We start from the raw sequence: 13,119 nt of genomic DNA, 5'->3' as shown, positions 1-13,119 counted from the left end.
CGATTGAAGGAGAAAACTTTCTTTAATCGAGTTTTTATCTTGCGACATAAGCAGGTCTTCGCTAGTATATATTAATAGAAAAGTTTAAAGGAGAATAAGAGATGCGCTATATATTTAGATATTTAAAGCATTATCCTAAAGAGTGGTTTATCATAGTCATTTCAGCCATTGCCACTTCAGCATCCATTTTAGGAATGCCGACCATGCTGGCAGCGATGATTGATAAAGCGATTTTAGTTCAAAAAATGGATCAAGCATGGCCTTATGCTTGGGGAATGCTTGGATTCACTATTTTAGGATTTTTATCCAGGGCATTCAGAGGCTATATGGTTAGTCGTATTGTGACAGGTATGACGATGGATATTCGTAATGATGTTTATACAAAAATGCTAAAGCTTTCACATCATGAGTTTCAAGAGTTTGGTGTCCCTTCTTTAACCAATCGAATCACTAATGATGCCTTTATTATTTTACAATTTACCGAAATGTTATTAAAGCAAGGGATGATGGGACCTTTCATGCTAATTTTTTCATGGACCATGATATTGAGAACAGCGCCTAGCTTAGGCGTTAAAATATTACCCGCTGTTTTCTTTATTGGTATAGTGGTCTATTTTATTGCTAAGTTTTCCCGTCCCTTATCAGAAAAGCAGCAAAAATTATTGGACCGGCTAAACCGTATTTTGCGAGAATCTATTACCGGCTTGCGGGTTATCCGTGCCTTCAATCGCCAGGAGTTTCAAAGTAATCGTTTCACCAAAGTAAACAAAGGCTATCGACAAACATCTTCAAGCCTATTCAAATTAATGGCTGCTTCGCCTTCTATTTTTTCATTTATTTTAAACGTTGCCATTGTTTTCTTGGTCTATTTAGGTGCTCAAATGATTCAAGAAGGTACTTTACAAGTAGGAACTTTGACTGCATTTATTGAATATATTTTCCACGGTCTCTTCTCCTTAATGATTTTTTCTAATATTTTTATGATGTATCCAAGGGCGATAGTGTCTGCTTCACGTCTAGAAGAAGTTGACCTTTCACCGATAACGGTTGAGAATCCCCAACATCCTGTCCATGAAAAATGCGCCAGAGGAACGGTTGAATTTGATAATGTCAGTTTTACTTATCCTGATTCCGATAAAGCGGTTCTTGAAAACATTTCCTTTAAATCTAAACCTGGCGAAACAACTGCCATTATTGGGTCGACTGGTTCAGGAAAATCTTCGATTGTTAAGTTGATTCCTCGCTTTTTTGATGTTACAAAAGGGCAGGTGTTAGTTAATGGGGTGGATGTGCGAGATTATGACTTAGAAAATCTGCGGTCTAAGATAGGCTATACGCCACAATCAGCTTTGCTTTTTAAAGGTAGAATTGCTGACAATTTGCGCTATGGAAAATACGATGCTGATGCACGTGATATGGAAATGGCAACTTCCATCGCTCAAGCTCAGGACTTTATCCATGATTTAGATGGCGGTTATGATGCTATGCTTTCTGAAAAGGGCTCGAACTTGTCAGGCGGGCAAAAGCAAAGGTTATCGATTGCAAGGTCCATTATTAATAAGCGAGAGATTTATATTTTTGATGATTCATTCTCTGCTCTCGATTATAAAACAGATGCCAAGGTAAGAGCTGCTTTGAAAGAGGCCACTCAAGAGGCTACGACTATTATTGTAGCTCAAAGAGTGGGAACGATTATGCATGCTGATCAGATCATTGTTTTAGATAAGGGAAAAATTTCAGCTATCGGTAAACATAAAGACTTACTTAAACAATCAAAAGTATACTATGATATTGCGGCATCTCAATTAAGTGAGGAGGAACTGAACCATGAATTTTAGTCGTATAGAACTGACTAAGCATATTTGGTCCTATTTAAAACCTTACAAGTTACAATTTATCGGATCACTACTGGCGACCATTTTAATGATGGCAGCCTCAGCGATAGAGCCTTTTATTTTTGGTTTAGCCATCACCAAACTTGCTCAAAATGCTATAGATATTGCACAAGGGGTACCAGGTGCGCAAGTAGATTTAGTCTATATTCGAAATATTATGATTCTTTATTTCGTTCGAGGAACTTTCTTTTACTTGTCGAGTTATTTAAGTCAATTTTTTATGACCAATGTCGTTCAACATTCTATTTATGATTTAAGAATTGACTTAGCTAATAAGCTCAATAAACTCCCTGTCGCTTATTTTGATTCTCAAGAAACAGGGGATATACTATCTAAAATAACAAATGATGTCGAATCGATTTCAAATGCCTTGCAACAATCCTTTGTGCAAATTGCTAACGGTATTTTAGGAATTAGTTTTTCATTAGCCATGATGTTTTGGATCAATTGGAAATTAGCTAGCTTAATTCTTATTTTAATGCCTTTATCAGTTCTTTTAGGTCGTATCATATTGAAACGCTCCCAACCTTACTTTAATGCTCAAGCGAAATCTTTAGGTCATTTATTTGGATTTACTCAAGAGCAATTATCAGGGTTTACAGAAGTTAAAGCTTTTGGTATGCAAGAAGAGTCCATTGAAGAATTTATGCAACTTAATTTAGATTTACGTGATCATAGTTTTAAAGCCGGCTTTATTTCCTCTTTAATGATGCCCACTATGGTGATGGTATCCAACTCGGTCTATTTGATTGTCACCATTGCAGGACTCTTTCAAGTCTTTGCCGGTCAATTAACTGTGGGTAACTTGAGCGCCTTTGTAGCTTATATCAACCGTATTAATCAGCCGATACAAATGATTTCGCAACTTTCTGGGATTATTCAATCAGCATTTTCTGCAGCTGATCGGGTCTTTTCACTTCTTTATGAAGAGGAGAACCAAGAAAGAGCTTCTTTACAAGAATTAGTTGAACCTGTTCAAGGACAAGTAGAATTTCGTAAGGTTGGCTTTGGCTATGATCCAGAAAAACCGCTGATGAAAAATATTTCGTTTACTGTCAAGCCGGGCGAAACGGTTGCAATTGTTGGTCCTACAGGAGCTGGAAAAACCACTCTCATCAACTTATTAATGCGCTTTTATGATGTTGATCAAGGATCGATTTTAATCGATGGGGTGGACATTCAAGATATTTCCCGCCATGAACTGCGACAGCATTTTGGCATGGTTTTACAAGATGCCTGGCTGTATACTGATACCATTATGGAAAATCTGCGTTTTGGAGACCTATCTGCTACAGATGAAGCGGTAATTCAAGCAGCCAAAACAGCCAATGTGGATCATTTTATTCAATCCTTACCGCATGACTATCAGATGGAAATAAATGAGGAAGCTAATAATATTTCACTGGGTCAAAAGCAATTGATGACTATTGCTCGGGCTGTGCTTTCTAATCCAGATATTTTGGTATTGGATGAAGCAACTTCTTCAGTGGATACACTGCTTGAAAAATTAATTCAAGAAGCCATGGATAAGGTAATGGAAGGACGAACATCCTTTGTAATTGCCCACCGCTTATCGACCATTCGTAATGCCGATATCATTTTAGTGATGAAGGATGGTACGATTATCGAAAAAGGAAATCATGATTCACTCTTAGCAGCTAATGGCTTTTATGCAGAACTCTATCAAAGTCAGTTTGCTAATCAAGATTAAGTTAAAAAAAGCCCACTCAAATGAGTGGGTTTTTTTTAGAGAAATCTATTAATAAACAATCCTAGCTTTATTGGATGTGATTGATAGTGGAACTTTAATCACAATAATGATAATGATATTGATAAATACGAATTAAATGGTTGGCCTTGTCGGTGCGCACCTTGAAAACAAAGGTGTGATCACGGTGATCAAGGCTGTGTCTTTTAGGAATACGAAAATAATTAATGGTCGATGCTGACATCATTCGTAATAGCTCATCCTCTAGAAAAGAAAGAGGAACCTTTAGCTTAGAATAACGATAGAAATCATCTTGAAATCGTTGATAATTTTCGCTGAAATAATCAAACTGTGTCTCATTATGGTGGTAGTCATTGATTTTCATTATTCTACCTCCTCAGCAAGTGCAATATCGATAATTTGTTCAAAATCCAAGATTTGATAGTTTCTAGAAATAGTGTTTTCGATCGCACATTGCTCTAGATTTAATTCTTTAAGAATGCCTGTAACTGATTGGTGGGCTTTTTTGGGATGATTAGCCTGATAAACAAGTGTAATGGAGAGCTTTTGAACATAGGCTTGACTGAGTAATAGGAATTTCTCCTTAGGGGACAATCTGGCTGGGTCTGAATCAGTAGTGGTGTGCGACAAGGCGGAAGTATGTTCTGATAGAAAAAATCCCATCCATTTAGCCATTTTGCGGTCCTGGTATTGACGAGCAGCTTTAGAAGATAAGTATGACCGATCCACACTCATTCTAATCCATCCAATCCGCCTGCTCCACCCGCTGCATGCCCACCAATCAATTTGCTGCGGGCAATGGAACGCGATCCTTCTAATAAGGCACTAGCTTTTAAAACAGATACGTAACCAAACCGTGATCGAATAGCATCTACAGTCTTATCAAGGCTCTCTTCTTTTAATGATCGATTAGGCTCTTCAAAAAGTGAAAAGTAATGGATATTTTCTTCTACCAAGCCGGAATAGCGAATACCAATATTTCGAACAGGACCGTTTTCATATTTAGAGCGAAAGAGTTTAATCACAGTAGCTGTTAAGACTTTTGTTTGTTGGCTAGGATCAATGTGCGCTTGGGCTCGAAGAGGTGATTGATCAACTTCTTTGGAGTAACCGACATAAATAGAGACTACTCGTGCTTTTTTTCCCGCTCGTCTTAAACGAATGGCAACTTGTTCTGCCATTTCACTTAAAACCAATTCAATGTCTGCTTGTTGGATGTAATCACGTGGTAAAATCTGCGAGTTGCCAATGCCTTTAGACTTCGGATGATAGGGTTCACTTATTTTACTTTCATCAACGCCATTAGCATGAAAGAATAATTGTAAACCAATTACACCAAACTCCTTTTTTAATTGGTCAGGGTCAGCATGAGCTAGATCATAAATGGACTGAATCCCTAAACGATTCAGTCGTTTGGCTGTCCGCTTACCGACCCCCCAAAAATCAGTTAATTCTGGAATGGCCCAGACTTTGCTTGCAACATCTTCATAGGACCAATTCGCTCGCATATTAGGATTCTTTTTAGCCTCATTATCCAAGGCAAGCTTAGCTAATAAAGGATTGGCATTGGAAAGGCCAATGGTTGAGGCGACACCGGTTTTACGCCAGATATCCAGTTGAATTCGGCTAGCAATCATTTCTAATTTATCACGACGTGATACGTGACGATCAGGAATGAAGTAGTTCAATACATGGGTTAAATCAATGAAGCCCTCATCAATCGAGTAGGGAAGGATATCTTCTTCGGAAGCATATTGAGTTAAAAGTCTTAGAATTTCAAGATTTTTTTCAATATAGAGTTCCATTCTTGGTGGAACAAATAAGGAACGCTTGGCCCAAGACTCAATGTAATGAACATAGGCCGGATCGGTTCGTAAACCATCACGTCGGGCGTTGCGATAATTGAATCGTCGATTATGAACATAGAAGGGTAAATCATAGGTTCGTCCCACATTGTTACGACCAAAAACTTGTTTAAAAATAGGAGATGAAGCCAAAATTAGACCTTGAGAAGTGTCTGTTTGACTCATGACACAAAGGCTTGTTCTTAAAGGATGCAAGCCACGATCAATACACTCTACACTCGCATAGAAGGATTTTATATCGATAAAAGCAATATCAGATCTAGGCTCACGGCTATAATCAATAATAGTCACTGTAAATTCCTCCTGTAACCAACAGTTTAATACGAACTTACGTTCGTGTCAATAAGGTTAATTTTTTTAATTTTTAGCGTAGTTTAAAAAATAAGAGAAATAAAATTTCAAAAATTTCATTAATTCGTTAGATTTTTATGAAAACACAGCTAGCTTTAGGGACGGTAAAAAGTAATAATATTTACGATAAAATACAAAAAAACAAACATTCTAGAAAAACGCTTTCATATAATTTTTTTTTGTGTATAATATAGACATAGTAATAACTCGAGTTTACTAACAATTTCCAAATGGAGGGAAAAATAATGTCAGAAAAGAATGACAAAATAAAGATTAAGACAGGTCTAGTCGGTCGCTTATTAATTGCGATTGCTATTGGTATCGCGATTGGACGCTTACCGTTTGTTCCTGAATGGTTCATTAGAGTTTTAGTAACATTGTCTAGCTTATTCTCAGCCTTTTTAGGTTTCTTTATTCCTTTAATGATTATTGGGTTAGTTACCAAAGGAATTGCCGATCTGACAGAAGGAGCAGGGAAATTATTAGGAATTACTGCTTTAACAGCTTATGGTTCAACTCTTATTGGAGGAACCTTTGCCTATTTTGTGGCAACAAATATTTTCCCAAGTTTTATTACCAGTGATTTAGTGAATAAAATTACTGAAGCGGGGGAAGGCGTTTCGCCATTCTTTACGGTTCCAATAACACCTATTTTAGAAGTAACCACTGCAGTTGTTTTGGCCTTTATGATGGGACTTGTTATTTCTTGGCTAAGGGTTGAAAGAAACTCTGGCAAAGTGCTTTATCAACTTACTTGTGAGTTCGAAGAAGTAGTTGTTAAAGTCTTAGAAACAGTAATTATTCCGTTGTTACCTGTCTATATCCTTGGTAACTTCGCAAATATGTCTTATTCAGGCTCTGTTTTTGCAGTACTATCCATTTTCTGGAAAGTATTCGTTATCGTAATCATTATGCATTTACTTTATGTTAGTTTATTATTCATTGGAGCAGGAACTTACGCTGGGAAAAATCCATTACGACTCATTAAGAATCAAATTCCAGGATATTTTACTGCAGTTGGTACCCAGTCATCTGCTGCAACGATTCCAGTTAACTTAGACTGTGCAGAAAATAATGGGGTATCAGAAGAAATCCGTAATTTCGTCGTACCTTTATGTGCAACTATTCACTTAGCAGGTTCCATGATTACTATTACTTCTTGTGCGACAGCCTTGTTATTAATGTACGATCTTCCACATAGCTTTAGTTTAATCTTTGGTTTTATCTGTATGTTGGGTATTGCAATGGTAGCGGCACCAGGAGCCCCTGGGGGAGCTATTATGTCGGCTGTACCATTCTTACCAATGGTAGGTATTGTGGGAGATGCTATGCAACAATTAATGATTTCACTTTATTTAACGCAAGACTCTTTCGGTACAGCAGCTAACGTTTCAGGAGATAACGCCATTGCTGTTGTAATTGATAAGATTTATGCCGATAAGATTAAGTCTTAGCTTTTAAAATAAATAATAAAAAACCTTCTTAGAAGTTAGTCCAGCGACCTAACCTTATGGAAGGTTTTTTATTTTTTCATCAAAATATTTGATGAATTAACTTTCTTTTTATTGATAAGAAGCATAAGATATTAATTAAAGAAAGTGAGGGATAATGATGGCATGTACAACAATTTTAGTAGGTAAGAAAGCTTCATATGATGGGTCTACTATGGTAGCACGAAACGAAGACTCTTCTTCAGGTCAATATAATGCTAAAAAGTTGATAGCTGTAGCGAGTGAAGGACACCCTAACGTTTATCATTCCGTTTTAGCCCATTTAGATATCGATTTACCAGAAAATCCACTATCTTATAGTTTGACTCCGGATGCTGTAGCAGGTCAGGGTGTTTGGGGAGCCTGTGGCATCAATAGTGCGAATGTGGCGATGACAGCAACCGAAACCATTACTTCAAATGCTCGCGTATTAGCGGCTGATCCATTAGTAATCTATCAAGAAAGCAAGGGCGATAAAGGCTCTGCTGACTATCAAGAGGAAATGGCTGGCGGTATTTCGGAAGAAGATATGGTGTCTTTGGTTTTACCTTATATTCATTCGGCACGAGAAGGTGTGGAACGTTTAGCTAGTCTCTTGGAAGAGTATGGTACTTCAGAGATGAATGGAATTGCTTTTCAAGATGTGAATGAAATTTGGTGGCTAGAGACGATTGGGGGACACCATTGGATCGCCAAACGTGTTCCCGATGATTCTTATGTGGTGATGCCTAATCAGTTTGGTATCGACGCCTTTGATTTAGAAGATGCCTTTGGTTCTCAAAAAGAACACATGTGTTCAAAAGATTTAAGAGAATTTATTGAAGAGAATCATTTAAATTTATCAATGAACGATCAATTTGACCCACGGTTAGCCTTTGGTTCAAGAACAGATGCTGACCAAGTCTACAATACACCTAGAGCTTGGGTAATGGGACGTTTTTTTAATCCCAATACTTATAAATGGGAGGGAGCAGAAGCGGATTACACGCCGCAATCTTTTGATATTCCTTGGTCTTTTGTACCAGAACATAAGATTACTGTTCAGGAAATAAAAGAAGTCCTTTCCAATCACTATCAAGGAACGCCGTATGATCCTTATGCAGCTCGTGGCGACAGTAAAATGCGTGGTGCTTATCGAACCATAGGAATCAATCGCAACAACTTTATTGGTTTAACTCAAATCCGCCCTTATATGCCGGAAAGTCATCGCAGTCTACAGTGGATGGCCTTTGGATCCAATGTCTTTAATGCTATGATTCCTCTTTATACTCAGGTTAGTCAATTTCCAGCCTATCTTAGCCAAACCAATGCTGAGGTGACAACCGATAGTCTTTACTGGTCTGCACGCATGATTGCCGCTTTGGCAGATGCACATTACTATCAAACACAAGCGATCATTGAATCCTATCAAGCAAAAATGGATCATCAAGCTCTAGCTATTATTAAAAATTTTGATCAGCAATTAATTTCAGCTGATGACAAGCAAAAGAATGAGATTCGTGAGCGAGCCAATCAGGAAATTGTTGACCAGATGATTAAAGAAACGCAAAGTACTTTAAAACAAGTCCTGCATATCGCTTCTAATGGCATGAAAAATGCTTATGCACGTTCTGATAATTAATTAAATAGCAAAGCTTCTAGAATTTATCTAGGAGCTTTTTAAATTCAAATACTTTAAAGAGCAAGCTAGTATCAATAAAATTTATTAATTGAAGTGAAGAGACACCCCTCTTACTTGTCATTAGAATTAGAATATCTATAGTTTTTGATGCAGAAACTAAGAAAACTTAAGGTTACCTAAAGTAGATAAAAAACAATCAAAAATTTTACTTTATTAAAAATTTCACAAAATATCGAATCGGTGTTTACCTTATTCGCTTAATCATGATATAATGAACCCATATGAACTAACAAAGAAATGGGGAAATTGTAAATGACAAAAACAATGGCGATTAATGCTGGTTCTTCAAGTTTGAAATTCCAAATCATCGAAATGCCTGAAGAAACAGTTGTTTCAAAAGGTTTGGTTGAACGTATTGGGCTAAATGATTCCAAATTAGAAATTAAATACACAGATGCTAATGGGGAAGACCAAAAATTCCAATTAGTTGAAGATATTGCTGACCATGGTCGTGCAGTCGATTTATTATTAACAAATCTTTTAGACCTAGGGGTAATTGCTAGCTTTGAAGAAATTACAGGTGTTGGACACCGTGTAGTAGCTGGTGGAGAACTCTTCAAGGAGTCTACATTAGTTGATGAGCAAGTCATCAAAAATATTGAAGAATTAGGTGATTTCGCACCTTTACATAACCCCGCTGAAGCAGTTGTAATTCGTGTTTTCCAAGAAAAATTACCACATGCTACAATGGCTGCGGTTTTTGATACTTCTTTCCATACTTCAATGCCAGCTGAAAACTACCTATATAGCATTCCTTACGAATACTATGAAAACTATTCAGTTCGTAAATATGGTGCGCACGGTACTAGTCACCAATTTGTTGCTAACCGTGCAGCTGAAATTGTAGGCAAACCAATTGAAGATTTAAAAATTATCACTTGCCACTTAGGGAATGGTGCTTCAATTACTGCGGTAGATGGTGGTAAATCTGTTGATACTTCAATGGGATTCACTCCATTAGCAGGTTTAACAATGGGTACGCGTGTAGGGGATATTGATGCGTCAGCTATTCCTTTTATTATGCAAAAAGAAGGTATTGAAAGTGTTGAAGAGATGGTAAATATCTTCAACAAAAAATCTGGTTTATTAGGAATTTCTGGCGTTTCATCAGATATGCGTGATGTTGAAGAAGCTGCCGAAGCAGGGAACGAACGTGCGCAATTAGCTTTAGATATTTTCTTCAACCGTATTATTAAATACATTGGACAATACGTGGCTGTTATGAATGGTGTTGACGTCATTGTCTTTACTGCTGGTATTGGCGAGAACTCTAAAGAAACACGTGAAATTACTATGAGAAACTTCGGTTATATGGGTGTTAAGATTGATGAAGAGCGTAATAATACACGTAAAGAAGCAATCGTTTCAACAGACGATTCTACGGTAACTGTTATCAATATCCCGACTAACGAAGAAATCGCCATTGCACGTGACGTTGAACGTCTTAAGGCTCAAAAATAATCTTTTAAGATAAGTTAATTTGAACGTTGTTCTCATTTGAGAATGACGTTCTTTTGTTATATTATTAAGAGCAGAAAAAATTATACAGATATCAAATTAAAGGAGGCGTATAAATGACTGAAAATAGTATTTTAGATGAAAAAGCCATTGGAAGAACCCTTAAAAGAATTGCTCATGAAATTGTTGAACGGAATCCAGATGTGAAAGAACTGATATTAGTAGGTATTAAAACAAGAGGGATCTATTTGGCCAATCGTTTAGCTGAAAAGATTCAGCAAATTGAAGGAATTCAAGTAGATGTTGAAGAGTTGGATATTTCTTTTTACCGTGATGATTTGACACACAAGTTTGAAAATGAAGCGCCGGTTGTTCAACCTCCTCATTTTACCCACTCAATGCGTGATAAGGTAGTGATTATGGTAGACGATGTCCTATATACTGGACGAACCATACGTGCAGGCTTGGATGCAATTTTATCTACCGATCGTCCTGCTAAAATTCAATTGGCAATCCTAGTTGATAGAGGGCACCGTGAACTACCAATTCGCGCTGATTTTGTCGGTAAAAATATCCCGACCTCGAGTGAAGAAAAAGTAGCCGTTAAATTAAATGACGTAGATCAAGCAGAAGAAGTCGTTATTTTACGCAAATAAAGAAAGTCTTTATATGTATTTTGATTGGTTCCTCCCTAAATAGTTACTTGAATAATTAAAATTATTTTAAGAGGCGTTTTTCAAGACTACTTGGGGGTATTGTTTGATGAAGTTACTAAGGATTATTTAATAAAATGTGTGATAAATAAAGGTTTGAATTCAACTTTGAATAGGGATAATATAAATTTCGTTTTTAATGAGTAGGTGGGACAGTTAGCTCAGTTGGTAGAGCAAATGGTTCTTAATCACTAGGTCATAGGTTTGAGACCTATAGGGTCCATAAGTATTATTAAAATTGGTGTTTTCCGAAATTTTTGAGTCTAAATTTTAAATACTAATTGTATTTTTTTGAAACTAAAAGAAGGAGTGTCTTCCATGTTTACTCTCTATCATACCAATGATCTGCATAGTGAATTTGAATACTTGGGAAAAGTATTTGCTTATTTAAAAAAACATCGTCAAGCAGATGACTTATATTTTGATGCAGGAGACTTATTAGATTTAAAAGACTCTCTAGTCTCTGCTGATGGAGGTTATCTTACTTTAGATCTAGTTAGTCAATTTGGCTTAGATCTTTTAGCACTAGGAAATAATGAAATTGACCTCGGATTCGAAGGGATTCAATCTCTTTTAGATCAGCAATTCCCATTGATATGTGCCAACATACATGATAATTCTGGACAAACCTTAAGAGGTTTGCCAAATAAGAGGGTACTTACCCGCCAGGGCTGCCGCCTTCTAGTAATCGGGCTGGCACCTTATTATGGTCAGGGAATGCGAGCGGATTCTTATAATGGTTTTTTCAAGTTGGGAAATTTGATGACTGGCGATCCTTTTCGTGCGTTAGAAGATCTATTTCGTGAAGAAGAAGGGAATTATGATGTATGTGTTCTTTTATCACATAGTGGACTTGAGGTTGATCAAGAATTTCTAGCGAGATATCCGCAAATTGATTTGATTCTAGGTGGTCATAGCCATGATTTTGTGATCACAGACCGATACAGTCAAGTGGGATTTATGGGGCAGGGACTTGGTAGAATTCAAATTGATAAGGTTGATGGTATATGGCAGATTATTGCGATGGATCACATAAATCTTGAGGAGAATTATGATCAAGATTTTATGGAAGACTTAGAGAAAAAGCGTCAACAAGCCGAAGAAATGATGTCTCTTCCGCTAAAGTGCGTGAGTAATCTAAGCTTTGACCCTTATCAAGAATGTCCCTTGATAAATTTTATTTGTGATTGTCTTTTAGATGCTTTTCCAGGTGATTTAGCCATCATGCACCACGGGATTGCGGAAGGGCCGTTGACCTTGCCCGTCTCGCGTAAATCGCTACTTGAACTTTTTCCTTCCAAACTAAATCCAACATATTATAAGTTGAAGGGTTCAGCCATTATTGAAGCTTATAACTTGTCATTGAATCAGAACCATATTAGTCAAGAGGGACGAGGACCAGGCTTTAGAGGACATGTGCTAGGAACTTTAGCTTTCAGCCATAATGTGTTGATCAGTGATGGAGAACTATTCTTAAACGGGGAGCTTGTGGATCCAGACAAGGAATATAGCATAGTTACAGACGACTACCTACAAAGAGGTACCGGTTATCGCTCGCTAGCCGTACCGGATGACGTCTGCAATTACCACAAGTGGTTTATCCGTGATTTAGTAAAAAATTACTTGGATAGACAAGATATTTTCATTCAAGCGCACAAGTCGCGTACTATGAATTGCGACTTGAAGATCGATGTAGAAGGGGAATAATAGTTTTATTATTTTTTGAAGATTAGGATCGGTTAGCTTAGATGATAGAGAAAGGCACTCGTAATCCATAGGTCACAGGTTCGAGTCTGGCATCCGTCATCTTGTTAAATAGCTAGAGACTATGAAATAAGTTCAGCTTAAAAACCACCTGGAACGTTGTTATAATAACGTTTAGGTGGTTTTTTGATGTGGTATTATCATTCGAACTTTCAATCCAGTAGTTACCTAAT

General features: G+C 37.1%; 10 protein-coding genes. 7 read left to right on the top strand and 3 right to left on the bottom strand.

The annotated features are described in order from the left end of the window. The first annotated feature begins 101 nt into the window (after positions 1-101). On the top strand, positions 102-1,838 hold the full coding sequence (locus NW240_RS03800) for an ABC transporter ATP-binding protein (RefSeq protein ID WP_258436132.1): 1,737 nt from the start codon (positions 102-104) through the stop codon (positions 1,836-1,838). Next, entirely contained in the window at positions 1,828-3,606 is a 1,779-nt protein-coding gene (locus tag NW240_RS03795; protein ID WP_258436131.1) for an ABC transporter ATP-binding protein, read from the top strand. The genes NW240_RS03800 and NW240_RS03795 overlap by 11 nt, the downstream gene beginning before the upstream one ends. Positions 3,607-3,700: 94 nt before the next feature. Here NW240_RS03795 and NW240_RS03790 read toward each other — a convergent pair whose 3' ends face one another. The 3 genes from NW240_RS03790 to NW240_RS03780 are packed head-to-tail and all read right to left on the bottom strand — an operon-like array spanning position 3,701 to position 5,780. After that, positions 3,701-3,988, bottom strand: coding sequence for a DUF5960 family protein (locus tag NW240_RS03790; protein ID WP_258436130.1), 288 nt, complete (start codon positions 3,986-3,988; stop codon positions 3,701-3,703). Continuing rightward, complete coding sequence (locus tag NW240_RS03785) at positions 3,988-4,359, bottom strand: hypothetical protein (protein ID WP_258436129.1); 372 nt, start codon at positions 4,357-4,359, stop codon at positions 3,988-3,990. Before NW240_RS03785 ends, NW240_RS03790 begins: the two co-directional genes overlap by 1 nt. Beyond that, positions 4,356-5,780: a Y-family DNA polymerase gene (locus tag NW240_RS03780; RefSeq protein WP_258436128.1), complete on the bottom strand. Its 1,425-nt coding sequence runs from the start codon at positions 5,778-5,780 to the stop codon at positions 4,356-4,358. Before NW240_RS03780 ends, NW240_RS03785 begins: the two co-directional genes overlap by 4 nt. Before the next feature lie 305 nt (positions 5,781-6,085). Between NW240_RS03780 and NW240_RS03775 the strand changes: the two genes are divergently transcribed. The 5 genes from NW240_RS03775 (at position 6,086) to NW240_RS03755 (ending at position 12,889) form a co-directional block, all read left to right on the top strand. Beyond that, positions 6,086-7,294, top strand: coding sequence for a dicarboxylate/amino acid:cation symporter (locus NW240_RS03775; protein WP_258436127.1), 1,209 nt, complete (start codon positions 6,086-6,088; stop codon positions 7,292-7,294). Between the two features lie 154 nt (positions 7,295-7,448). Beyond that, positions 7,449-8,951 carry a C69 family dipeptidase gene (locus NW240_RS03770; protein ID WP_258436126.1) on the top strand — a complete coding sequence of 501 codons (1,503 nt, stop codon included), beginning with the start codon at positions 7,449-7,451 and terminating at the stop codon, positions 8,949-8,951. A gap of 312 nt (positions 8,952-9,263) precedes the next feature. Further along, positions 9,264-10,472: an acetate kinase gene (locus NW240_RS03765; protein WP_258436125.1), complete on the top strand. Its 1,209-nt coding sequence runs from the start codon at positions 9,264-9,266 to the stop codon at positions 10,470-10,472. A 113-nt stretch (positions 10,473-10,585) separates the two neighbouring features. Beyond that, a complete protein-coding gene (gene pyrR, locus NW240_RS03760; protein WP_258436124.1) occupies positions 10,586-11,125 on the top strand; it encodes a bifunctional pyr operon transcriptional regulator/uracil phosphoribosyltransferase PyrR in 540 nt (179 codons plus the stop codon). A 375-nt stretch (positions 11,126-11,500) separates the two neighbouring features. Then, the gene (locus NW240_RS03755; protein WP_258436123.1) at positions 11,501-12,889 is read left to right on the top strand and encodes a bifunctional UDP-sugar hydrolase/5'-nucleotidase; all 1,389 of its coding nucleotides are present in this window, start codon (positions 11,501-11,503) and stop codon (positions 12,887-12,889) included. Positions 12,890-13,119: the final 230 nt, after the last annotated feature.

Origin of the sequence: Facklamia sp. 7083-14-GEN3 (assembly GCF_024742075.1) — a bacterium.
Classification (GTDB): domain Bacteria; phylum Bacillota; class Bacilli; order Lactobacillales; family Aerococcaceae; genus Facklamia.
This window is presented reverse-complemented; position numbering and strand designations above follow the sequence as displayed.

Excerpts from the sequence above, each read along its gene's own strand:
- NW240_RS03785 (WP_258436129.1), bottom strand. The coding sequence starts at position 4,359 with ATGAGTGTGGATCGGTCATACTTATCTTCTAAAGCTGCTCGTCAATAC.
- NW240_RS03800 (WP_258436132.1), top strand. The coding sequence starts at position 102 with ATGCGCTATATATTTAGATATTTAAAGCATTATCCTAAAGAGTGGTTT.
- NW240_RS03795 (WP_258436131.1), top strand. The coding sequence starts at position 1,828 with ATGAATTTTAGTCGTATAGAACTGACTAAGCATATTTGGTCCTATTTA.
- NW240_RS03765 (WP_258436125.1), top strand. The coding sequence starts at position 9,264 with ATGACAAAAACAATGGCGATTAATGCTGGTTCTTCAAGTTTGAAATTC.
- pyrR (WP_258436124.1), top strand. The coding sequence starts at position 10,586 with ATGACTGAAAATAGTATTTTAGATGAAAAAGCCATTGGAAGAACCCTT.
- NW240_RS03770 (WP_258436126.1), top strand. The coding sequence starts at position 7,449 with ATGATGGCATGTACAACAATTTTAGTAGGTAAGAAAGCTTCATATGAT.
- NW240_RS03790 (WP_258436130.1), bottom strand. The coding sequence starts at position 3,988 with ATGAAAATCAATGACTACCACCATAATGAGACACAGTTTGATTATTTC.
- NW240_RS03775 (WP_258436127.1), top strand. The coding sequence starts at position 6,086 with ATGTCAGAAAAGAATGACAAAATAAAGATTAAGACAGGTCTAGTCGGT.
- NW240_RS03755 (WP_258436123.1), top strand. The coding sequence starts at position 11,501 with ATGTTTACTCTCTATCATACCAATGATCTGCATAGTGAATTTGAATAC.